General features: G+C 62.0%; 20 protein-coding genes and 1 tRNA gene. 17 read left to right on the forward strand and 4 right to left on the reverse strand.

Features of this window, described 5'->3' with window-relative positions:
• Window positions 1-31 precede the first annotated feature (31 nt).
• The 4 genes from rnk (at window position 32) to gloA2 (ending at window position 4,422) form a co-directional block, all read left to right on the forward strand.
• Window positions 32-442 (forward strand): nucleoside diphosphate kinase regulator, encoded by a 411-nt coding sequence (gene rnk / locus OUZ30_RS08960; protein WP_266181883.1) that lies wholly within the window; start codon window positions 32-34, stop codon window positions 440-442.
• A 236-nt stretch (window positions 443-678) separates the two neighbouring features.
• Window positions 679-3,069, forward strand: a complete 2,391-nt coding sequence (gene ligA, locus OUZ30_RS08965) for an NAD-dependent DNA ligase LigA (protein WP_266181885.1) — start codon at window positions 679-681, stop codon at window positions 3,067-3,069.
• The gene (epmA, locus tag OUZ30_RS08970; protein WP_266181886.1) at window positions 3,066-4,022 is read left to right on the forward strand and encodes an EF-P lysine aminoacylase EpmA; all 957 of its coding nucleotides are present in this window, start codon (window positions 3,066-3,068) and stop codon (window positions 4,020-4,022) included. Before ligA ends, epmA begins: the two co-directional genes overlap by 4 nt.
• Before the next feature lie 4 nt (window positions 4,023-4,026).
• Window positions 4,027-4,422 carry an SMU1112c/YaeR family gloxylase I-like metalloprotein gene (gene gloA2, locus OUZ30_RS08975; protein ID WP_266181887.1) on the forward strand — a complete coding sequence of 132 codons (396 nt, stop codon included), beginning with the start codon at window positions 4,027-4,029 and terminating at the stop codon, window positions 4,420-4,422.
• A gap of 198 nt (window positions 4,423-4,620) precedes the next feature.
• On the opposite strand, the gene aqpZ is transcribed toward gloA2, so the two are convergent.
• Window positions 4,621-5,319, reverse strand: a complete 699-nt coding sequence (gene aqpZ, locus OUZ30_RS08980; protein WP_266181888.1) for an aquaporin Z — start codon at window positions 5,317-5,319, stop codon at window positions 4,621-4,623.
• Between the two features lie 311 nt (window positions 5,320-5,630).
• On the opposite strand from aqpZ, the gene OUZ30_RS08985 reads away from it, so the two are divergent.
• A complete protein-coding gene (locus OUZ30_RS08985; RefSeq protein ID WP_266181889.1) occupies window positions 5,631-6,956 on the forward strand; it encodes an MFS transporter in 1,326 nt (441 codons plus the stop codon).
• Window positions 6,957-7,647: 691 nt separating this feature from the next.
• Here the strand turns inward: OUZ30_RS08985 and OUZ30_RS08990 are convergent.
• Both OUZ30_RS08990 and sbcB read right to left on the reverse strand, forming a co-directional pair.
• Window positions 7,648-8,334, reverse strand: a complete 687-nt coding sequence (locus tag OUZ30_RS08990) for a DUF2461 domain-containing protein (RefSeq protein ID WP_266181890.1) — start codon at window positions 8,332-8,334, stop codon at window positions 7,648-7,650.
• A gap of 11 nt (window positions 8,335-8,345) precedes the next feature.
• On the reverse strand, window positions 8,346-9,794 hold the full coding sequence (sbcB, locus tag OUZ30_RS08995; protein WP_266181891.1) for an exodeoxyribonuclease I: 1,449 nt from the start codon (window positions 9,792-9,794) through the stop codon (window positions 8,346-8,348).
• 125 nt (window positions 9,795-9,919) lie between these two features.
• On the opposite strand from sbcB, the gene orn reads away from it, so the two are divergent.
• From orn to OUZ30_RS09015, 4 genes are all read left to right on the forward strand, one after another.
• Window positions 9,920-10,483 carry an oligoribonuclease gene (gene orn, locus OUZ30_RS09000; RefSeq protein WP_266181892.1) on the forward strand — a complete coding sequence of 188 codons (564 nt, stop codon included), beginning with the start codon at window positions 9,920-9,922 and terminating at the stop codon, window positions 10,481-10,483.
• Window positions 10,484-10,534: 51 nt separating this feature from the next.
• On the forward strand, window positions 10,535-11,443 hold the full coding sequence (folP, locus tag OUZ30_RS09005) for a dihydropteroate synthase (protein ID WP_266181893.1): 909 nt from the start codon (window positions 10,535-10,537) through the stop codon (window positions 11,441-11,443).
• 58 nt (window positions 11,444-11,501) lie between these two features.
• Window positions 11,502-12,854 carry a phosphoglucosamine mutase gene (gene glmM / locus OUZ30_RS09010; RefSeq protein ID WP_266181894.1) on the forward strand — a complete coding sequence of 451 codons (1,353 nt, stop codon included), beginning with the start codon at window positions 11,502-11,504 and terminating at the stop codon, window positions 12,852-12,854.
• Between the two features lie 102 nt (window positions 12,855-12,956).
• Entirely contained in the window at window positions 12,957-13,892 is a 936-nt protein-coding gene (locus OUZ30_RS09015; protein ID WP_266181895.1) for an isopenicillin N synthase family dioxygenase, read from the forward strand.
• A 138-nt stretch (window positions 13,893-14,030) separates the two neighbouring features.
• On the opposite strand, the gene OUZ30_RS09020 is transcribed toward OUZ30_RS09015, so the two are convergent.
• Complete coding sequence (locus OUZ30_RS09020) at window positions 14,031-14,846, reverse strand: SDR family NAD(P)-dependent oxidoreductase (RefSeq protein ID WP_266181896.1); 816 nt, start codon at window positions 14,844-14,846, stop codon at window positions 14,031-14,033.
• A 121-nt stretch (window positions 14,847-14,967) separates the two neighbouring features.
• On the opposite strand from OUZ30_RS09020, the gene tpiA reads away from it, so the two are divergent.
• The 8 genes from tpiA to OUZ30_RS09055 all read left to right on the forward strand — a co-directional run bounded on the left by tpiA (window position 14,968) and on the right by OUZ30_RS09055 (window position 21,131).
• Entirely contained in the window at window positions 14,968-15,717 is a 750-nt protein-coding gene (gene tpiA / locus OUZ30_RS09025; RefSeq protein ID WP_266181897.1) for a triose-phosphate isomerase, read from the forward strand.
• A 24-nt stretch (window positions 15,718-15,741) separates the two neighbouring features.
• A complete protein-coding gene (secG, locus tag OUZ30_RS09030) occupies window positions 15,742-16,200 on the forward strand; it encodes a preprotein translocase subunit SecG (protein WP_266181898.1) in 459 nt (152 codons plus the stop codon).
• Window positions 16,201-16,207: 7 nt separating this feature from the next.
• A tRNA-Leu gene (locus OUZ30_RS09035) sits at window positions 16,208-16,292 on the forward strand.
• A gap of 472 nt (window positions 16,293-16,764) precedes the next feature.
• Window positions 16,765-17,145: a pentapeptide repeat-containing protein gene (locus OUZ30_RS09040; RefSeq protein WP_266181899.1), complete on the forward strand. Its 381-nt coding sequence runs from the start codon at window positions 16,765-16,767 to the stop codon at window positions 17,143-17,145.
• Between the two features lie 282 nt (window positions 17,146-17,427).
• On the forward strand, window positions 17,428-17,613 hold the full coding sequence (locus OUZ30_RS20410) for a ParB N-terminal domain-containing protein (protein ID WP_486599072.1): 186 nt from the start codon (window positions 17,428-17,430) through the stop codon (window positions 17,611-17,613).
• A gap of 104 nt (window positions 17,614-17,717) precedes the next feature.
• Window positions 17,718-18,005, forward strand: a complete 288-nt coding sequence (locus OUZ30_RS09045) for a hypothetical protein (protein WP_266181900.1) — start codon at window positions 17,718-17,720, stop codon at window positions 18,003-18,005.
• Between the two features lie 427 nt (window positions 18,006-18,432).
• Window positions 18,433-18,825: a hypothetical protein gene (locus OUZ30_RS09050; RefSeq protein ID WP_266181901.1), complete on the forward strand. Its 393-nt coding sequence runs from the start codon at window positions 18,433-18,435 to the stop codon at window positions 18,823-18,825.
• Between the two features lie 542 nt (window positions 18,826-19,367).
• Entirely contained in the window at window positions 19,368-21,131 is a 1,764-nt protein-coding gene (locus tag OUZ30_RS09055) for an aspartyl protease family protein (RefSeq protein WP_266181903.1), read from the forward strand.
• Window positions 21,132-21,161: the final 30 nt, after the last annotated feature.

Below are 21,161 nucleotides of genomic sequence, written 5' to 3' on the forward strand. Positions count from 1 at the left end.
GCGCCGCTCGCGCCAACGGACAGGAGTCATCATGAGCAGCAAGCCATCCATCGTCGTTTCCCGCCTGGACCTGGAGCGCATCGAAGCGCTGCTGGAGCGCATGCCGCCCGCGCAAGCGGCCCAGTACAACGCGTTGCGCGGCGAGCTGGATCGGGCCGAGGTGGTTGAGCCCGCGGCGGTGCCGGCTGACGTCGTGACCATGAATTCGGTGGTGACCTTCAAGGACGAGGGCGTTGGCGAGGAGCTGACGGTAAGCCTGGTCTACCCTTCCGCGGTACGCGCCGACGGCACCGTGTCCATTCTTGCCCCGGTGGGCAGTGCCTTGCTCGGCTTGACCAAGGGTCAGCAGATCGACTGGCCCACGCCCGATAGCCAACAGCGCCAGCTCCGTGTGTTGGACATCGCGTACCAGCCAGAGGCAGCCGGTGACCTGCACCGCTAGGGATGGTCCGAACAAGTCGTCATCCCCGCGAAAGCGGGGATCCAGTGTCTTTGCAACCATTTGAAGTCACTGGATTCCCGCCTTCGCGGGAATGACGGGTAGTGACTTATTCGGACCTTCCTTAGGCCTTCGCGTGACGATCATGTGTTTTTCGTGCTGAAAGGCGCGACACCGGCCGGGTGATGAAGCAGAAACGGCCCGCGACTCGTTAAACTTCGGCTTATGAGGACATCCGCATGAGCCAGAACCCGGCCCACGAATGGCAAGCCCGCGCGATCGAGCTGCGGGAAATGATCGAACGCGCCAACTATCGCTACCACGTACTCGACGATCCGGAGATCACGGACCTCGAGTACGACCGGATGCTGCGCGAGCTGGAGGCGCTGGAAGAGGCGCATCCAGCCTTGGCTACATCCGATTCACCCACGCGCCGGGTGGGTGCGCGGGCGCAAGGGGGCTTCGCCGAGGTCCGTCACGCCATCCCCATGCTTTCGCTCAACAACGCCTTCGAGCAGGAGGGCGAGGGCGATCGCGAGCGCTTTCGCGAGGTAGCCGACTTCGAGCGGCGCATCGAACAGACACTCGATCGCCGCAGTCCGGTGTTCTCGGTGGAGCCCAAGCTCGATGGCCTGGCCATCAGCCTGCGTTACGAAGACGGCGTTTTCGTGCAGGGCGCCACGCGTGGCGATGGTGAAAGCGGTGAGGACGTCACCGCCAACCTGCGCACGGTGCGGGCCATTCCGCTGCGCCTGAGGGGCGAAGGCTGGCCGCGCGTGCTGGAAGTGCGTGGCGAAGTGATCATGCTGCATAAGGACTTCGAGGCATTCAATGCGCGTGCGCGCGCCGCCGGGGAAAAGACCTTGGCCAACCCGCGCAATGGTGCGGCAGGTTCGCTGCGCCAGCTCGATCCGGCCATCACCGCCAAGCGCAAGCTGAGTTTTTTTGCCTACGCCGTGGGCGAAGTTCAGGGGGGCGAATTGCCGCCGACCCATTCGAAAACCCTGGCGGCGCTGCGTGAATGGGGCCTTCCGGTGTCGCCCGAGGTGGACACGGCGCATGGCTTCGAAGGGTTGATCAAGTTCTACCAGCGCATAGGCGCCAAACGCGATGGCTTGCCTTATGACATCGACGGCGTGGTCTACAAGCTGGACGACTACGCCGGTCAACGCGCGATGGGCTTTGTCTCGCGCGCGCCACGCTGGGCCATCGCGCACAAATTCCCGGCGCAGGAACAAACCACGACGGTCGAAGCCATCGAGATCCAGATTGGCCGCACCGGCGCCGCCACGCCGGTGGCGCGCCTGGCACCCGTGCAGGTGGCGGGCGTCACGGTAACCAACGCCACCTTGCATAACGCCGATCAGGTGGCGCGTCTCGACGTACGCGTGGGTGATACGGTGATCGTCCGCCGCGCCGGTGACGTCATTCCCGAAGTCGTGCGCGTGATGCCTGAGTTGCGCCCGACGCATACGCACCCCTGGCACATGCCGTCGCATTGCCCGGTGTGTGGTTCGGCCCTGCTGCGTGAGGAAGGCGAGGCGGCCTGGCGTTGTTCGGGCGGCTTGATCTGTCCGGCGCAGCGCAAGGAAGCCTTGATCCACTTTGCCGCGCGTCGAGCCATGGATATCGAAGGCATCGGCGAGCGCTTCGTCGATGCGCTGGTGGATTTCGGCTATGTGCATACGCCGGCCGATCTCTATCGCCTCACGCTCGACGATTTCCTCGAGATGAAGCGCCGGGCCGACGAGCGGGATGGCAGCACGCCGGAAACCGTGAAGCAGGGCAAGGTCGCCACCAAATGGGCCGAGAACCTGATCGAAGCGATCGAGGCCAGCAAGCGCACCACGCTGCCGCGCTTCCTGTTCGGCCTGGGCATCATGCATATCGGTGAAAGCACGGCCAAGACGCTGGCTGCATGGCTGGGCAGCCTGGCCGTGATTCGCCGCATGCCAGCGCCGATCCTGCGCGTGCTGCCCGACGTCGGCAATGAAGTGGCGACTTCGATTGCCGGCTTTTTTGCTCAGGCGGGCAACCAGAACGTGGTGGATGCACTACTTGCTGCGGGCATCGTATTTGCCGACGAGACGCATCCGTCGCCCAAGTTGCGCGCGCAACTCGATCTCGCCGTGCTGCTCGATATGGCGGGGATCAACAAGTTGGGGCCGAAGAGCACGAAACTGCTGGCCGAGCGGTTTTCCACGCTGGATAAGTTGATCGCCGCCGGCGCGTCACACTGGATCGTGGCGGGCCTGCCTTCCGCCGCGGCTACCAATCTCGAAGCCTTCCTTGCGCACGAGAAAAACCTTCGTCCCTTGCGCGAGGCCGATGCGGCCATGCACGAGTTGCTCGATGCCATTCCAAGGGCATCGGCGACGACCACGGCGGCTTTGGAAGGTCAAACCGTCGTGCTGACCGGCACCTTGCCGACGCTCAGTCGTGATGAAGCGAAGGAGCGGCTGGAGGCACTGGGTGCGAAGGTCGCCGGCTCGGTGTCCAAGAAGACCAGTTTCGTCGTGGCGGGTGAAGCCGCAGGCTCCAAGCTCGACAAGGCGCACGAACTCGGTGTGGAGGTCTGGGATGAGGCTCAGCTGCTCGCCTTGCTGGCCACGCACGAGCGCGCGTCATGACCCTGCATCTTTCTGGGCGCTTGCATCTTCGTGCGCACCTGAATGCGTTGATCCGCGCGTATTTTGCAGAACGCGCGGTGCTGGAAGTGGAGACGCCCATACTCTCCGCCGCCGGCAACACCGAACCGAATATCCAGAGCTTCAGCACCACGTTCAGCGGTCATGTCGATGCAGGTTCGCGTGAGCGTTGGTTGCGTACCTCGCCGGAGCATCCGCTGAAACGCTTGCTCGCCACTGGCGTGGGTGACTGCTACGAACTGGGTCGCGTGTTTCGCAATGGCGAGGCCGGCGGGCGACACAATCCCGAATTCACCATGCTAGAGTGGTATCGCGTCGGCTGGGATCATCATCAGTTGATGGAAGAGACCATCGGGCTGGTGGAAGCGTCGTTGGCGATGGTGGGGCGGCGGGCCGAAGTACTGGTCGAGGGCTACCGGCAGTTGTTCATTGACGAGCTCGGCATCGACCCGATGCATGCGCCCATCGAGGAGCTGCGCGCCACCTTGCATGAATACAACATCGAGCCTGCGGGCTTGACCCGGGACGACTGGCTCGACCTGATCATCACGCACAAGCTGCAGCCAGCGTTTCCGCGCGATCGCATTACCGTCATCCATGACTACCCGGCGTCGCAATGCGCGCTGGCCAAGGTTCGACCCGGCGATCCGCCGATGGCCGAACGCTTCGAGTTGTATCTGGGGCGTTACGAATTAGCCAATGGCTACCATGAACTCAACGACGCGACGGAGCAGCGCCGCCGTTTCGAGCGCGACAACGACGTGCGACGCGGGCGCGGGCAGCACACCATTCCCATCGACGAACGCTTGCTCGAGGTGCTCGATGCGATGCCCGATTGCGCCGGTGTGGCGCTAGGCATCGAGCGCCTGTTGATGTGCCTGGTCGGCACCGACGCAATTGCCGACGTACTGACCTTTCCGTTCTCCTCGGCCTGATCGCGTGACATCGCCCTTGTTGCCGGCCATCCATCACGTGGCGCTGATCTGCTCGGACTATGCGCGATCGAAAGCCTTCTATAGCGAGACGCTCGGATTTCGCATCGTCCGCGAGGTGTATCGCGAGGCGCGCGATTCGTGGAAGCTCGATCTTGAGGTGAGCCCGGGTGTGAGCCTGGAGTTGTTTTCCTTTCCGAGTCCGCCGCCGCGCCCGTCGCGACCGGAGGCACAAGGCCTGCGCCATCTGGCGTTCGCCGTGCCGGATATCGATACGGTGGTAGCCACGTTGCACGATCGTGGTGTGGCTTGCGAACCCATCCGCATCGACGAATACACCGGGGGGCGCTTTACGTTTTTCGCGGACCCGGATGGATTGCCGATCGAGTTGTACGAGCTTTAGCGGAGCGCCGGCGCTCGCCGAGGCGCACGCGAGGACGACCACCTCCGAGCCCGTCATCCCAGCGGCTTTAAACAGCCGAAGGGCTGGTCAAGCGGGGATCCAGTGTCTTAGCAGCAGACCGAAAGGCGCTGGATTCCCGCTTGACCAGCCCTTCGGCTGTTTAAAGCCGCGGGAATGACGGACAAGAAGCAGCGTGTCCTAGTCCCGCGTTTCCAACACATACCGATAAATCAAGCCACCCACCGCGCCGCCGATCAGCGGCACCAGCCAGAACATCCATAGCTGCTGGATGGCCCAGGTACCTTGGAAGAACGCCACGCCGGTGCTGCGTGCCGGGTTCACCGAGGTGTTGGTGATGGGAATGCAGACCAAGTGAATCAGGGTAAGCGTCAGGCCGATGGCGAGCGGGCCAAAGCCGGCGGGCGCACGCTTGTCGGTGGCGCCATGGATCACGATAAGAAAAAACGCAGTAAGCACGAACTCCGCCACCATGCATGCATGCAACGAATAGCCGCCGGGCGAGTGATCGCCAAAGCCATTGGAAGCGAACCCGGCACTGGCGTCAAAGCCCGCCTTGCCGCTGGCAATCGTATAAAGCACCGCACCCGCGGCGAGGCCGCCGATCACCTGGATGACGATGTATGGCACCACGTCCTTGGCCGGAAAGCGGCCGCCGGCGCACAGGCCCAAGGTCACGGCGGGATTGAAATGGCCGCCTGAGATGTGGCCAACGGCATACGCCATGGTCACTACGGTGAGACCGAAGGCGAGGGCGACACCGGCAAAGCCGATGCCTAACTCGGGAAAGGCCGCAGCGAAGATCGCACTGCCGCAACCGCCAAAAACCAACCAGAAGGTACCGAAAAACTCGGCCCCCAAACGCTTGCCCATACTCATCGGGACTCTCCTTGCCAGGGTTTCATTGGAAACGTCAGAAACGTTCTTGCATGACTTCCATTGCAATGCTGATTCGGTGCTGGCGCCAGGACCTAGGTCCGAGCGGGCCTAGGCTAGCAAAACTCCATGACTTCTGGCCTAGGAAAGTTCCTAATGATGCCGTACGAGTGGCATGGCGATACCTGCCTGTCCAGTTGCGGAGCGCGCCAACTTAGCCAGGATGGGAAATGAATTTCTCGTAGACAGCCATGTTTGGCCACGTGCTTGGTGTAAGGTTTCGCGTCACCTTCACCTAGCCTGCAGGACAGCCGATGTCGCAAGTCTTCACGCCCGTATCGTCGCCCGCAGCCGTTGGCCGCACCTTGGGCGGCAGCGATATCAAGACGCTGGTACTGGCGTCGCTGGGCGGCGCGCTGGAGTTCTACGACTTCGTGGTGTTCGTGTTCTTTGCACTGCCACTGAGCAAGCTGTTCTTTCCGCATGACACCGCGCCCTGGCTGGCCCAGTTGCAGGTCTACGGCATCTTCGCCGCCGGCTACCTGGCCCGCCCGCTAGGTGGCATCGTCATGGCGCACTTTGGCGATCGCCAGGGCCGCAAGCGCATGTTTACGCTCAGCGTATTCCTTATGGCATTGCCGACGCTGGCGATCGGCTTGCTGCCGGTCTACGCGTCCGTCGGTGTGCTGGCCCCGCTGCTGCTGTTGCTGATGCGCGTGGTGCAGGGCATTGCCATTGGTGGCGAGGTACCGGGCGCCTGGGTATTCGTGGCCGAACATGCCCCCACCGGGCGCGTGGGCTTCGCCTGCGCCTGTCTCACTTCGGGGCTGACCGTGGGCATTCTTATCGGGTCGCTCACCGCGGCATGGGTTAATCACCATCTCTCGCCTGACGACGTGCTTGGCTGGGGCTGGCGCTTGCCGTTCCTGCTCGGTGGCGTGTTCGGCTTTGTTGCGGTGTGGCTGCGCCGCTGGCTTAGCGAGACACCGGTATTTGCCGCGCTGCGCGAACGCAAGGCGCTGAGTCGCGAACTGCCGTTGCGCATGGTGCTCACCGCCCATCGCGGTGCCGTGCTGATGTCGATGGCAGTTACCTGGGTGCTCACCGCGGCGATCCTGGTGCTGATCCTGATGCTGCCAAGCCTGGCGCAGAAGTCGTTTGGCATCGCCGCCGACAAGGCCTTCCTGGGCAATAGCCTGGCCGCGCTCGGCCTGTGCATCGGTTGTCTCGCCTATGGCTGGCTGGTCGACCGCATCGGCGCCGCACGCGCGCTGTTGGTTGGCTCGCTGGCATTGGTCGCCGGGACGTATGCGCTGTTTGCGGATCTTGGCGCCGGCGGCACGCACTTCCTCTGGCTCTATGCGCTGACCGGCTTCCTCGTCGGTGCGGTGGGCGTGATCCCAACGGTCATGGTGTCGGCATTTCCCGCGCCGATCCGCTACTCGGGTATCTCGTTCGCCTACAACGTGGCGTATGCCGTGTTTGGTGCCAGCACGGCGACCTTGATCGGCTACCTCGCTGAGCGTGCGGGTCCGATGGCACCGGCGCATTATGTGGCGATGACGGCTGCGGTGAGCGTGGTGGTCGCGTTGTGGTTGATGCGGGTGCGGCCTTCGGCGGATCTGGAGTTGGCGCGGTAGTTCGCCCTGCTCTTGGATGTTTGCATTTTCGCGATCGGGCTCGCCCGGCGCGGCTTCGGCTCCTTCTCCCCACAGGGAAGAGGGTTGGGATGAGGGGCGGGTGCACGCGATCGCGCTACAACCGAGCGTTATGGCCAGCTTGCCGCTTACGCAGCGGGCGTTCCGAACCGCTGCCGCGGTCCGGGTCACTTTTCTTTTGCTGGCCCAAAAGAAAAGTAACCCAAAGAAAATGGCCTAAAGAGCCAGAGCTCATAGCATGGCGCGGGATACGAGCCTGACGGGCGTGGCCAGCCTAATGAGTGGCGGCCCACGGCCTACACACTGCGGCTACACCGCAACGCGCCAAGGCGGTGAGGGCTTAAGGCGTGGGCCGTGCGGTGACCATCTGGGCACTTGGATGCGACATCGTCACGACCTTCGGCCGAGCCTGCTTTAGGTCCTCATCGCGTTGGCGCGTTGCGGGGTAGCCGCTGTGTCTCGCCGTGGGCGACCAGCTATTTGCTCGCGGGAACCTTCCAACGCTTCTATCCCACGGAGTGCTACCAGCTCTTAAGGCCGTTTTCTTTGGGTTACTTTTCTTTTGGGCCAGCAAAAGAAAAGTGACTCGAGCGCCGGCAGGCGATCGAAACGCCCGCTGCGTAAGCGGCACGCTTGCGGAGGGGCTCGATTAACGCGTGGTTTGAGGCGGAGCCTAAAAATCCAACTCCTGCGCCGCACACAAGTAATCCACCAGCGGTGCCACGCGCTGGAACGTCGCCACCACCGTGGGCAGCAACTCCGCCGAGCACGCAAGCGCCTCATCGAAGGCCTCGCCGCAGGCGAAGTCCTTGCGCTTGATGTCGTCGATCAGTTCGTGGTTCGGGTCGAAGCCGCGTGGTGGGCGGGTGAGTGACTCACCCCAGAACTCGAAGTGATCCCGAAACGCCTTGCTGCGCGTGGCGCGCTTCCACGCCGCGGGGTTGTCCGCCATGAAGTCGCGGATGCGCTTGAGGGCGTCGGACTCCGGATGCCACATGCCACCACCGGCAAAGCAATCGCCCGGTTGGATCTGCAGGTAGAACGATGGCGCGGGAATCTCGTGGCGGCGTTCGTGAAAGAAGCGCGCGCCTTGCCATGGCTTGTACGGCTGCTTGTCGTTGGAGAAGCGCGTGTCGCGGTAGATGCGAAACAGCGAGCCGCCGTTCTTGCGCGGGTCGGCCCGGTAATGCGGGCTGATCTTGGCCAGCGGCGCCTGCAGATCGGTGATCAAGGCCAGGAACGGCTCGCGCACGTGGCGCTCGTAATCGTCCTTATGGTCCTGGAACCACTCGCGGCTGTTGTTGCGCGCCAGCGAGCGCAGGAAACGGAAGCTGGCGGCAGAGAAATAGGCGGTCGGCATAGGCTTGGCTATCAGGCGGAAGGTGGGGCGAACTCGGCGGCCAGCATCTCGCCCCAAAGCTGCAGTTGATCAAGCAGGGGGAGTTTCTGCTGGTTGGCGGCGTCGGTACGCAGCTCGGCGATGCGGGCGAAGTAGTCGTCCAGGGTAAGGTTGGTCAGTGGCGTGTGCTTGAACAGTCGCTCGCGGCAAAATTCGCCCCAGCGCGCTTGTTCGTCGGCGCTGAGCGTCTCGGGCCAGTTGCGTGCCCGGTAGCGGAACAGCAGCTCGGGATAACGCGGGTCGCGGAAAGGGAAGGCACGCTCGCCCAATTGTTGTGGCGGGGTGGCTCGCACGTCCGCCAGCAGGCGCTTATCCGAATCCGGCAGGAAGCTGCCATAGATCGCCAGTTCGGGGTCTTGCGCAGGTGGCAGGTCAGCCGCGCGCTGGAAGACGCGGCGCAACTTTTCCTTGAGGCCTTCGGCCGCTGCGAGTATGTCGCGATGGGCCTGGATGCGCTCCAGGTCAACCTGCAGGCGCTCCAGGTCGACGCCCTTGAGCACGGAAAGCGGTGCCAGCGCGGGCGCGCGATTGGCCCGCACGGTGCGCAGGGGGATACGCGTCACGCCTTCGGGAAGGTCGGCGCGCGCGGTGAAGATACGGTCGGCGATCTCCTCGTCATCCAGCGCCAGCCACTCGGACGGATCAGTGGCAAGGTCGTAGACGATGATTTCGGTCGGGCGGCTGGGGTGGGCGGCGAGCGGCGCGACCACCGCCAGGCAGTGCCGACTGGACGGATAGCGCGAGGACACATGCACCACCGGCGTCATGCTGGTCACGTCGAGCAGCTCGAACGCGCGCTGCTTGCGACGCAGGCTCAGATACCAGTCCCACAGGCGCGGCTGGCGCACACGGATGAGCCGGGCCAGGTCGATCAGTGCGTGGACGTCCGATAGCGCGTCATGCGCACGTTCCTGCTGCAAGTGATTGGCCTTCGCCAGATGCTCCAGCTTGAAGCTCGGCGAGCCATCATCGCGCAGCGGCCACACGATGCCTTCCGGCCGCAGGGCCTGGCACATGCGGACGAGGTCGATCAGGTCCCAGCGGGAGTTGCCGTTCTCCCACTCGCGCCCATAAGGCTCGAAGAAGTTTCGATAGAACAGCTGGCGACTGACCTCATCGTCGAAGCGCAGCGAGTTGTAGCCCACGCCGCAGGTGCCCGGTTGGGCTAGCTGCTCGTGGACGCGCGCCGCGAAGTCGGCCTCGATCACGCCCTCGCGCTCGGCCTGCTGGGGCGTGATGCCGGTGATCAGGCAGGCCTCGGGGTGCGGCGGCATCTCGCGTGGTGGCTTGCCGAAGAACATCACCGGCTCGCCGATGATCTCCAGGTCCATATTCGTGCGGATGCCGGCGAACTGCACCGGGCGGTCACGCCAGGTGTCCGCGCCGAAGGTCTCGTAGTCATGCCAGAAGAAGGTCTGCATGCCCGGATCATCGCATGCCGTCCATGCGGGCTTCACGCCCGGCGGTGCTGCCGGGACGGTGGGAGCAGACCCCTGCGGGACGGCACTTCGCCTCGTGCTGCTAGACTCCGCGTCCAGGAGGGCGCATGAGCCAAGCGAACGACGACAATTTGATCTGGATCGATCTGGAAATGACCGGGCTCGATACCGATGCCGACTCCATCCTCGAGATCGCCACCATCGTCACCGATCGAAACCTTCGCATCCTTGCCGAGGGCCCGGTGTTTGCGATCCGGCATCCGCTGGAGCGGCTGGAAGGCATGGACGCGTGGAACCGCAATCAGCACCGCAAGTCGGGGCTGTGGGAGCAGGTGGTGGCCTCGGCCGACGACCATGCTGCCGCCGAGCGGGCGACGCTCGATTTCCTCAGGGTGTGGGTGCCCCAGGGCAAGTCGCCCATGTGTGGCAACTCGATCTGCCAGGACCGTCGCTTCCTGCATCGCGAAATGCCGCGCCTGGAGCGCTTTTTCCACTACCGCAATCTCGACGTGTCCACCCTCAAGGAGCTGGCCCGGCGCTGGGCGCCCTCGATCAGCAAGGGTTTCTCCAAGGAGTCTGCCCATACGGCGCTGTCGGATATCCGCGATTCGATCGACGAACTGCGCTATTACCGCCAGTTCATGGGCCCGCTGGGCGGCGGCGAGTCCTGAGCGCTCCGGCCGCGTGCCGCGTGTCATGCCTTACCGAATCGGGGAGTAACCATGTCCATTGATCTGTTCGCTCCCGTGCTTGACTGCGCTGGCCGGCCGCTGCGGCTTGACCGTCCGCGCGTGGTCGGCATCCTCAATGTCACGCCCGATTCCTTCTCCGATGGCGGCAGTCATGCCAGCTTGGAGCAGGCCGTGGCGCATGCGCTGCGCATGGTCGAGGAGGGCGCGGACATGCTCGACATCGGCGGCGAGTCCACCCGGCCCGGCGCTGACGATGTGTCGATCGAGGACGAACTGAGTCGCGTCCTGCCGGTGATCGAGCAGCTCGCTGCGCGCACCCAGGTGCCGCTGGCGATCGATACCTCCAAGCCGGAAGTGATGCGCGCCGCGGTGGCGGCGGGTGCTGGCATGGTCAATGACGTGTATGCGCTGCGTCGCGAAGGTGCGCTCGATGCCGTGGCCGAGCTTGGTGTGCCGGTGTGCCTGATGCATATGCAAGGCGAACCGCGCAGCATGCAGGCCGAGCCGCACTATGACGATGTGGTCGGTGACGTGCATCGCTTCCTTACGGATCGTTTGTTCGCTTGCGAACTGGCGGGCATCGATCGGCGCAAGGTGATGGTTGACCCCGGCTTTGGCTTCGGCAAGTCGCTGGAACACAACCTCGCGCTCCTGCGCGCGCTGGAGCGCTTCGCCAATCTCGGCAGTGGCGTCTACGTTGGCCTGTCGCGCAAATCGATGATTGGCGCGATGACCGGCAAGACCACGCCGGCCGATCGCGCTGCAGGCTCGGTCGCCGCCGCGCTGATTGCCGTGCAGCGCGGCGCGCGGATCGTGCGTGTGCACGATGTGGCCGCCACCGTTGATGCCCTGGCCGTATGGCATGCCGTGCAGGCCGGCGATACGCCCGAGCGCCGCGATAGCAAACCCGCCCAGCCACGCTGGCCGGACGACGAGTAATAACAGCATTCAAGCGGCATCGCGCGGCTTTCGACACGCGCGGGCCCGGAGTTGAACCATGACGCAACGCAAGTATTTTGGAACGGACGGTATTCGCGGGCTCGTCGGCCAGTGGCCGATCAGCGCGGATTTCATGCTGAAACTGGGCCGCGCCGTCGGCGTGGTGCTGACCCGCGGTGGCCCGGTGCGGCCAAAGGTCCTTATCGGCAAGGACACCCGCGTGTCCGGCTATATGTTCGAGTCGGCGCTGGAAGCGGGCTTGGTCGCCGCGGGCGTCGACGTGGGCTTGCTCGGCCCGATGCCCACGCCCGCTGTGGCCTTTCTCACGCGATCGCTGCGCGCGCAAGCGGGCATTGTGATCAGTGCCTCGCACAATCCGCATCATGACAACGGCATCAAGTTCTTCTCGGCCAATGGCGAAAAACTGTCCGATGAGATCGAGATGGCGATCGAGCACGAGCTGGAGCTGGCGTTCACCACCGTAGCGTCCGAACAGCTGGGCAAGGCCATTCGCGTCGGCGATGCCGTGACGCGTTATGCCGAGTTCTGCAAGACCACCGTGGCCGAGGACTTCAGCCTGCGCGGCATGAAGATCGTGCTCGATTGCGCGAACGGTGCCACCTATCAGGTCGCGCCCAAGGTGTTCTCGGAGCTTGGCGCCGACGTCACCGCCATCGGCGACAAGCCGGATGGCTTCAATATCAATCGCGATGTCGGTTCCACCCACCCGCAGGCGCTGATGCGCGCCGTGGTGGAGCAGGGCGCGGATATCGGTATCGCCTTCGACGGCGATGGCGACCGCGTGCAGCTGGTCGATCGCCACGGCACGCTTTCCGATGGTGATGACATTCTGTACGTGCTGGCGTGCAGCTGGAAAAAGCAAGGCTTGCTGCAGGGCCCCGTCGTCGGCACGCTGATGAGCAACTACGGCTTGCAGTTGGCGCTGAAGGGGCTAGGTGTCGAGCTGATCCGCGCTAACGTGGGCGATCGTTATGTCATGCAGCAGCTCAAGGAGCATGGCGGCAATCTCGGCGGCGAAACCTCGGGCCACGTGATGTGCCTGGATCGCGCCACCACCGGCGACGGCATCGTGTCCGCGCTGGCCGTGCTCGAAGTGCTGGTGCATGAAGGCATGGATCTGACCCAGGCCCGCCAGGGCCTGCACAAAATGCCGCAGGTGATGATCAACGTGCGCGCCGATGGCGCCCGCGAAGCCCTGCACAGCGACGCGGTGCGCGAGGCGCTGGCTGAGACGGAGCGGGCCCTGGCGGGACGTGGCCGGGTGGTGTTGCGCGCTTCGGGTACCGAGCCGCTGGTGCGTGTCACGGTGGAGGCGGCCGACGCGGCCGAGGTCCAGCAGATGGCAGGTTGGCTGGCCGATATCGTAAAATCCGCCGCAGAACGCTCGTGAGCCTGTAAGAGTTTTTGATCCAGGTCGCCAAGGATTGGCCCGACGTGCCCCGCCCCTGCGGTGGCGGATTGAAGTGGACCGCACGCACAACCTGGACCAGCCATGAAGAATGTTCCGACACTCGACATCCGTCGTTATGACTCCGATCGCGCGGCCTTTGTCGCCGAACTCGGTGCCGCCTATCGCGAATTCGGTTTTTGCTGCATCAGTGGACACGGCATTCCCCGCGAACTGATCGACGGCGCTTACGACACGTTCCAGCGCTTCTTCGCGCTGCCGACCGAAACCAAGATGAGCTACCGTGTCCCCGGCACGGGTGGCGCTCGTGGCTACACGCCGTTCAAGGTGGAGACCGCCAAGGACAGCACGCACGCCGACCTGAAGGAGTTCTGGCATATCGGTCGCGAGATTCCGCGCGATTCGAAGTTTGCCGACGTGATGCCGCCGAATATCTGGCCGTCCGAAATAGCGGACTTCAAGTACTACGGCTACGGCCTGTTCGACGCGCTCGACCGGCTTGGCTCGCGCGTGTTGCGTGCGCTGGCGCTGCATATCGATCTGCCCGAGAACTATTTCGAGGACAAGACGGACCAGGGCAACTCCATCCTGCGCCCGATCCACTACCCGCCGATTACCGAGGAGAACATCCCGAACGTCCGTGCGGGCGCACATGAAGACATCAACTTCATCACCCTGCTGGTGGGCGCCAGTGCGGAAGGCCTGGAAGTGCTGACCCGCGACGGCGAGTGGTTGCCGATCACCACCGAAGGCGACGCCATCGTGGTGAATATCGGCGACATGCTGCAGCGCCTCACCAACCACGTGTATCCCTCCACCTCGCATCGCGTGGTGAACCCGCAGAACGACAACGCCCGCAAGCCGCGTTATTCGGTGCCGTACTTCCTGCACCCCAACCCCGACGTCGTACTCGACCCGCTGCCGCAGACCATCACGCCCGACAACCCGAGCCGCTACGACACCAGCATCACCTCGCACGAATACCTGATGCAGCGCCTGCGTGAGATCAAGCTGATTTAAGCGAGCCATTCACTCCCTCTCCCCTTCGGGGAGAGGGTTGGGGTGAGGGGCGGGTGCTCGCGTCCGCGCCAAATATCTGCGCCAACGCCCGCGCTTTTCATCCCATTCGCGCCAGCACCTCCCTCTAGAACAACAACCTCACGGCATATTCTCCAACGCCCGATACCTCTTCGACTCCCGCGCCGACAACCACAACGTCAGCCGATCCGGCAGCAACTTCATCAACGCCTTGATGAAGCGATTCACGCGCCCCGTCACATGCACAGCCTCGCCACGCTCAACCGCTTCATATCCCTCACGCACCACCGCCTCAGCCGTCTGCCACATAAACCCAGGCAGCGCGTTCATCAGCGAGCGCGTCCCCGTCACGTCGTGAAATTCCGACCAGGTAAACCCCGGGCACAACGCACACACCTGCACGCCAAGATGCCGATTCTCCAGCGCCAGCGATTGCGAAAACTTGATCAGATACGCCTTGCTCGCCGCATACAGCGTATGTCCGGCCGAGCCCGGTACGTGACCCGCCAACGACGCCACATTGATGATGCGTCCGTAGCCACGCTGGCGCATGCCGGGCAGTAGCCGCCAGGCCAACTCAGTCGGTGCGGTCATCAGCACCCGGAAAAAAGCCTCATGCACCGGCCAATCGACGGCCTCGAAGGTGCCCGGCACGCCATAGCCGGCGTTGTTCACCAGCCAGTCCACGGCAAGACCACGTGCAACCAGTTCATCGCAGAGTGTGCCTACCGCCCGCGGCTCGGCCAGGTCGGCCGTGAGTACGGTGACGGCACACCCGTGCCGGGTTCGTAGTTCCTGGGCAAGCGCCTCCAGGCGGTCGGTGCGGCGGGCAGTAAGCACCAGGTCGTGCCCGCGCGCGGCGAGGTCGCGTGCAAAGGCGGCGCCGATGCCGGCGGAGGCGCCGGTAATCAGGGTGAGCGGGCGGGTAGGTGGCATCAAGTGGTCTCTTTGTGGTTTTGCCGATTTTTCTCGTCAGAGCAGTGGCTTGTCTGCCCTGCGTTGCCAGTGGCATGGTCCATCGCTAAGATTTCGCGTTTGTACGCAGGGGAATCATGACATGCGCAAGAAACTCGTCGCCGGCAACTGGAAGATGTACGGCAGCCGCAGCATGGCGGCCGCCCTGGTGGGCGACATCGTTGCCGCGCTGCCTTCCTCCATCGACGTGGCGGTGTTTCCACCGTTCCCGTATCTGGGCGAGCTGGCCAGCCAGCATGTCGGCTCCGGCCTGGGCTTCGGTGCGCAGGACGTGAGTGAGCGTGAGGGGCAGGGCGCCTATACCGGCGAAGTGTCCGCCGCGATGCTGGCCGACGTGGGGGCGCAATGGGTGCTGGTGGGGCATTCGGAGCGGCGCCAATACCATGGCGAGACCGACGCCCTGGTGGCGCGCAAATTCGCCGCCGCACGCGCCGGCGGCCTCACCCCGATTCTCTGCGTGGGTGAAACGCTGAACGAGCGCGAACAGGGCTTGACCGAGGCGGTGATCGCGCGACAGCTTCAGGCGGTGATCGAGCTCAATGGCATCGCCAGTTTCGATACCGCGGTGATTGCCTATGAGCCGATCTGGGCCATCGGGACGGGTCTCACGGCCTCGCCGGCGCAGGCGCAGGCGGTTCACGCGTTCATCCGTAGCCAACTCCAAAAAGAAGATGCTATGATTGCCCGTCTGACTCGGCTGCTTTATGGCGGCAGCGTCAAAGCGGCGAATGCGGCGGACTTGTTCGCGCAGTCGGACGTAGATGGAGGACTGATTGGAGGCTGCTCACTAGTAGCTGCCGAGTTCCTGGGAATCTGCGCTGCGGCGCACTAAGCGCAACGGATCCTTTAGACAAACATGTTCGTCATCTTCAGCGTCTTCTACATTCTGATCGCCGCGGCGATGATCGTGCTGATTCTCTTGCAGCGCGGCGCCGGTGCGGATGCGGGCTCGGGCTTCGGCGGCGGTGCTTCGGCGACCGTTTTCGGTGCACGCGGCTCGGCCAGCTTCATGACCCGTGCGACGGGCGTGCTCGCGGCTCTGTTCTTTCTGCTTAGCCTTGGCATGGGTATTTACCTCAGCCGCCACGGTACTTCGCAGGCTGCGAGCGGTAGCGATCTCGGTGTGATGTCGGGTATTGCCAATAAGCCGGCTGCAACGCAGAATGCGCAGCCCGCCGCTCCGGTCAACGCGGAAATCCCGCAGGCGACCAAGCCGACGGCCACGCAGGGCGATGTCCCGGCAGCCACGGCACCGGCCAAGCCGCCGGCAGGCGAAGTCCCCGCCGCGACGGAACCGGCAAAGAAAACACAGTAAGACACCTGCCCAGGTGGCGGAATTGGTAGACGCACTACCTTGAGGTGGTAGCGCCGTAAGGCGTGGGGGTTCGAGTCCCCCCTTGGGCACCATAACGAAAATTTAACATTCAATCCTGTATAGGGCGGAATGTTGGGTTTGTAGAAACAACGACTTAGGCCATCCGAAAGGATGGCCTAAGTCGTTTCAGGCTACTGAAATTGCACAAGGGCACCAAAAGGGCACCTTGAAGGGCACCAAAAGGACACCTCGAGGGCACTAAAAGGGCACCTCGAGGGCACCAGCACTCGCCTCTTGAACACCGCACGGGCTGATGAGTTGCTCTCGATTGCCGCTAGTTGCGGTTCGTTGCAGCCGCGCACACGAATTGGTCTCTAGTTTGCACACCGACCCACTGTGTTCTACCGCTAGTCTCTCCGATTGGTCGTGGTGTCAGCCCAGTGGTTGCTTCCTATACATATCTGTAAATTGGATCCGCGTAAGGTCTGCTTCCGACTCATAGCGGACATCGCCTTGCTGATCGACAAGTAGCGGTAAACCAACTTTCATGGATGGGAAGGCTAAATGCAGGTCACCAGCGAAGTCTTTGAGAAGGGTCTATCGGAAGGGATTACCTGGGAGGAACAGGTTTTCATTTTCTGTGAATTCAGGGGCATCCATGGCGAAGGATTGCATGTCACCTCTGCCTTCCTCGACTCTACGTTTAGGCAATGTGACATCTACTGGGCGCTGTTCAACATCGCCACTTTTGTCGGAATCAAATTTCACGGTTGTGACTTTCGAGGTTGCTCGTTCTCGGGATGCCGGTTCGTCGAATGTGAGTTCGAAGACTGCCGCTTCCTGCCCGATAACCTCAATGGAAGTTGCAGCTTCGCTGATTCGCGGTGGTACGGCTGCACGCAGCGGCGAACCGAGGGTTTGAGCACGGAATTTGCCCCTGTTTAGATGACCACGAAGCGTCCGCTTGGGACCCGAGGCGGGTGTTCGATCCCGAGTCTTATAGGTAATCGCAGATTTCGTTCGAGGGTCAGCGGGTCAGGCACACCAAGGGCTCCCATGAACTACATAATTCCCGAGGAATGGCTAAGTTTTTGCGACTTCGAGCGGGTGTCACCCGGCTATCGGTTTTATTGCTACGAGCCGCACTCGAATGCTCAGGCAGTTCCACTAACTGAAATTGAGCCGCCCGTTCGAGGCGTGGGTGTCGAGCCTTTCAAGAAATACAAGATGGTTCCCGTGCTTATGGCCATGATGGACCCGAATGGATCTTTGCCGCCCATAGTCGTGGCTCCAATTGAACATCCATCCACATATAAATACAGAGTTATGAACGGCTTTCACCGTTTCTACGCTTCTGCGCAAAGGGGTTACCCAGAGATCCCTATCCTGCTAAACGACGGCTCGGGTAGCTAAGTGGAATATCCGACGTATCTAGGGCACCAGTTGAGGTCCGCTTTCGACCCGAAGCGGACGCATTTCGCGGCGTGGACTCAGGTTTATAGGTCAGAGCTAAACGTATGAAAACCTCGCATGTACTTGGGAGCATAACGGCAGCGATCTGGGTCTTCTTTGTATGGAAGGGCTACAGCTCGCTTAAGTATTTGGATGGCCAACATGTGCCTGGCTACCCATCATCCGGCCAGGTCAATTTCTACTTTCACTTTCCAATTGTGGTGCTCTTGATTGTTTTGATTGCATTGGCTGCTAGCCGCTATCGAATGCTCAAGATTCCCGCGGTCTTGCTATATACGCTAAGCCTATTGGCCGTTCTGCCGTATCTATTGGGCTACACGGGAGGTGTGTGATTTGGCTATCAGTGAGCCGTCATGTCGGCTTTCGACCCAGAGCAGACCTAAGCTGAGAGGGGCGGCCGCCACCATGCCGACTGTTTACGTAGTGCTGTTGAACGAAGGAACCGATGCCTGGCGCCCTGTTGCTGCGCGCCACTTAGGCGATTCGAACTACGAACTTCTGGGGATTGTTCCAAGCCAAGAGGAATGGAAGTTCTTGCCAGGCCAGGCGGTCGAATGTGAACCACGCGTACTTTCGGGCGACGTGGTGCTTTTAGCTGCCCGTTTGGCACAGGTCCGGTAGGCTTGTGGAAGCTCTGCTTCCGACCCAAAGCAGACCTAACCAACGGCGGAGCTAGGGCCCCACGGGTATCCGCTCTCTTATTCCTTAGGTCAAAGCCATACGAACGGATGAGAATCGAGAAACCAATAAGGAACGCATGTGAGAAATCCTATTTTTGCGGCATTGGTCCTGGCAGCAGCAAGTGCGTCCGCAGCAGATTCCTTTGATAGCCGTGTCGCCGTCGCTAGGAAACTAGAGGACGCGCCTGATGGTCAGGCGTATGACCGGGTTCTCTATGGAGCCATCGGCAATTACATCCGAGATGCGATGGTCGAATGCTTTCCGGATGGCGTGACCCGAGACACAGGGAGCTTTACGCTTGTGGCAGACATCATGGCCAATGGTACGGCGACTCGGGTCGAAGTCCGCCCAAACACCAAGATGTCGGCCTGCTTCAGAGATAAATTCGCAGGAGCACCTTTTCCAGCTTTGCCGACTTATGCCAGCGCCGATGGCTTACCGATCTTCATTGATATGAAGATTACGAATTAGTCAGAGGTTGGACTGCCTTTGGGCGTGGTCGAGAGGGTTGTTCGCCACATATGAACGTCCGCAACCCAAAGCGGACTTACCGGTGCCCGCTAGTGCGCAACGCAAGGCTCACGTTGGGACGCCACCGGAATGGTGGTTGGCCATCACCGGCGCTGCACAAGCAATCATTCCTCGGTTTTGGTCCCTAGCAGGGACTCGAATTTGAGTGGGCACCAAAAAGGCACCAAAAGTGGCTCTAGCCCTTACGCACCAACGTTTCTGTTTGCCCCCCTTGGGCACCAATAAGTGGATTCAGTGGTTGAGACGCTGGGTCCCAGCAGTACGAAGAAACCCGCCCTTGTGGCGGTTTTTTTTGTGGCTGAGTTTCTGGGGCGCCTTCAAAGCTAGCTAGGCCAAACCTGCGAAAGGTAAGTTCGCCCCCTTGTTGCTGACCGGGCATTCGTTGAGCATGCCCTGGGGGTGCTTCCCGGCTTGCTGGACGGCGGGCCGTGAGCTGCGCAAGTACATTCTGCGGACATGGCAAACAGGGGGGAGTGATGGGGATGTTGCGTTTTTGCGGTCTGGGCTTATGCGTTTTCTTCGTCGGCCAAGCTTGGGCCGACGGCTGCCATTTGAAGAGGTACGGCACTTTACCGGTGGAAATGGTCGGCGAACGCGCCACGACCATGGTGAAGATCAATGGGAACGATGCGCGATTTATTCTCGATACGGGTGCTTCCTCCAACCTCATGTCGAATGCCAACGCCTCGTCGCTTGGACTCAAGCTGCAACATGCGCCACTTGGCTATCGCATCAGCGGCATTGGAGGCGACGCCTTTGTCCAGCAAACGCACGTCAAGGAATTTGGCATCCTCGGTACGACGTTCAAGAATGTTGCTTTCATCGTCGGCGGCAGCGATGCCGGTGATGGATTGCTTGGGGCCAACCTGCTCGATTTCGACGATCTTGACATCGATCTTGCGCACGGCAAATTGACGCTGTTCAAAGCGGAGCACTGCGATAAATCGGCGCTGGCGTATTGGGTAAAGGATGACAATTACAACATCGCCGATATCGAGCCGGCCGACAACCAGTTCGACCAACGCACTTTTTTCAATGTGACCATAAACGGCAAGAAAGTGAGGGCACTGCTCGATTCAGGGGCCACCGCCACCTTACTGACTCGTGACGCTGCCGAGCGAGCCGGCATCAACTTACATGCGCAAGATGTCAGGGCTGGCATGAGCAGCTACGGCCTTGGCGCGAAGCAACTCAAGACATGGACCGTACGCGTTGATTCGTTCCAAGTCGGTACGGAAATAATCCAGCACAGCAAGATGCAAGTTATTGATGGAGATATTGGAGACGGTTCAACCGACATGCTACTCGGTGTGGATTTTCTCCTCGCCCATCACATGTTCATCGCCAACAGCCAGAAGAAAGCCTATTTCAACTATAACGGCGGGCGCGTGTTTACCTTCGCTGACGCACCAGAAAACAGCGACAAACCCGATGCCGGAGCTACGGCGCACGAAAACAGCGCTGTCCCCAAGACCGCTGGTGATTACGCGCTAACAGGCCAAGCGCACCTGTCTCGTGGCGAACCGAAGGCTGCCATCGCTGACCTGGATGAAGCGATCCGCATGGCGCCCGATCAAGCCGCTTACTATGTTGCCCGTGCGCGGGCACATGCGGTGGACAAACAGCCCGATGCCGCGCTCGCCGATCTGGACAAGTCTTTGAGCCTGGATCCGAAGAGCTTCGAGGCGTTGCAGATGCGCGCCGAGCTCCGCCTCTCGCGCATGGACCGCACGGGTGCCGCAACCGATGTGACGGCGGCAAGCGCTGTGGCATCCGCGGGATCAAGGCAGGCACGATCGATTGCTGCCCTCTACATCCAACTCGATCAGCCCACTGCGGCTCTACCCATTCTCGACGATTGGATTCGCCTGCATAAAGATGACGCCATGCTTGGCTCCGCACTCAACGAGCGCTGTTGGGCGCGCGGCCTGAGCAATCAGATGCTCGACGACGCCTTGAAGGACTGCCGTAAGGCGATCAAGCGTGATGGCGAAATCCCGGCCTATCTCGACAGTCTTGGCTTGATCGAGTTGCGGCTGGGACATTTTGCCGAGTCGATCAAGGCCTATGAGCAGGCCGCAGCGCAGAAGCCGCTCTCCGCGTGGGCGCGTTATGCCCTTGGGCTGGCGAAAATTCGCGATGGCCAGACGGACGCAGGTAATGCCGATCTGGTCGCCGCGCGCACGCTCGATCCGCAAATCGAAGTGCGAGCTACAAGGTATGGCTTGCCGGCGGCGGGGTCATAGAAATCAAACGGGGTCAGGTTCACTTTTGAT

The sequence above is a fragment of the Dyella humicola genome (assembly GCF_026283945.1).
Taxonomy (GTDB): Bacteria; Pseudomonadota; Gammaproteobacteria; order Xanthomonadales; family Rhodanobacteraceae; genus Dyella; species Dyella humicola.

What these genes read in the sequence shown, in the direction of transcription:
- rnk (WP_266181883.1), top strand. Translation starts at nt 32, where the DNA reads ATGAGCAGCAAGCCATCCATCGTCGTTTCCCGCCTGGACCTGGAGCGC.
- ligA (WP_266181885.1), top strand. Translation starts at nt 679, where the DNA reads ATGAGCCAGAACCCGGCCCACGAATGGCAAGCCCGCGCGATCGAGCTG.
- epmA (WP_266181886.1), top strand. Translation starts at nt 3,066, where the DNA reads ATGACCCTGCATCTTTCTGGGCGCTTGCATCTTCGTGCGCACCTGAAT.
- aqpZ (WP_266181888.1), bottom strand. Translation starts at nt 5,319, where the DNA reads ATGAGTATGGGCAAGCGTTTGGGGGCCGAGTTTTTCGGTACCTTCTGG.
- OUZ30_RS08985 (WP_266181889.1), top strand. Translation starts at nt 5,631, where the DNA reads ATGTCGCAAGTCTTCACGCCCGTATCGTCGCCCGCAGCCGTTGGCCGC.
- OUZ30_RS08990 (WP_266181890.1), bottom strand. Translation starts at nt 8,334, where the DNA reads ATGCCGACCGCCTATTTCTCTGCCGCCAGCTTCCGTTTCCTGCGCTCG.
- sbcB (WP_266181891.1), bottom strand. Translation starts at nt 9,794, where the DNA reads ATGCAGACCTTCTTCTGGCATGACTACGAGACCTTCGGCGCGGACACC.
- orn (WP_266181892.1), top strand. Translation starts at nt 9,920, where the DNA reads ATGAGCCAAGCGAACGACGACAATTTGATCTGGATCGATCTGGAAATG.
- folP (WP_266181893.1), top strand. Translation starts at nt 10,535, where the DNA reads ATGTCCATTGATCTGTTCGCTCCCGTGCTTGACTGCGCTGGCCGGCCG.
- glmM (WP_266181894.1), top strand. Translation starts at nt 11,502, where the DNA reads ATGACGCAACGCAAGTATTTTGGAACGGACGGTATTCGCGGGCTCGTC.
- OUZ30_RS09015 (WP_266181895.1), top strand. Translation starts at nt 12,957, where the DNA reads ATGAAGAATGTTCCGACACTCGACATCCGTCGTTATGACTCCGATCGC.
- OUZ30_RS09020 (WP_266181896.1), bottom strand. Translation starts at nt 14,846, where the DNA reads ATGCCACCTACCCGCCCGCTCACCCTGATTACCGGCGCCTCCGCCGGC.
- tpiA (WP_266181897.1), top strand. Translation starts at nt 14,968, where the DNA reads ATGCGCAAGAAACTCGTCGCCGGCAACTGGAAGATGTACGGCAGCCGC.
- secG (WP_266181898.1), top strand. Translation starts at nt 15,742, where the DNA reads ATGTTCGTCATCTTCAGCGTCTTCTACATTCTGATCGCCGCGGCGATG.
- OUZ30_RS09040 (WP_266181899.1), top strand. Translation starts at nt 16,765, where the DNA reads ATGCAGGTCACCAGCGAAGTCTTTGAGAAGGGTCTATCGGAAGGGATT.
- OUZ30_RS20410 (WP_486599072.1), top strand. Translation starts at nt 17,428, where the DNA reads ATGGTTCCCGTGCTTATGGCCATGATGGACCCGAATGGATCTTTGCCG.
- OUZ30_RS09045 (WP_266181900.1), top strand. Translation starts at nt 17,718, where the DNA reads ATGAAAACCTCGCATGTACTTGGGAGCATAACGGCAGCGATCTGGGTC.
- OUZ30_RS09055 (WP_266181903.1), top strand. Translation starts at nt 19,368, where the DNA reads ATGTTGCGTTTTTGCGGTCTGGGCTTATGCGTTTTCTTCGTCGGCCAA.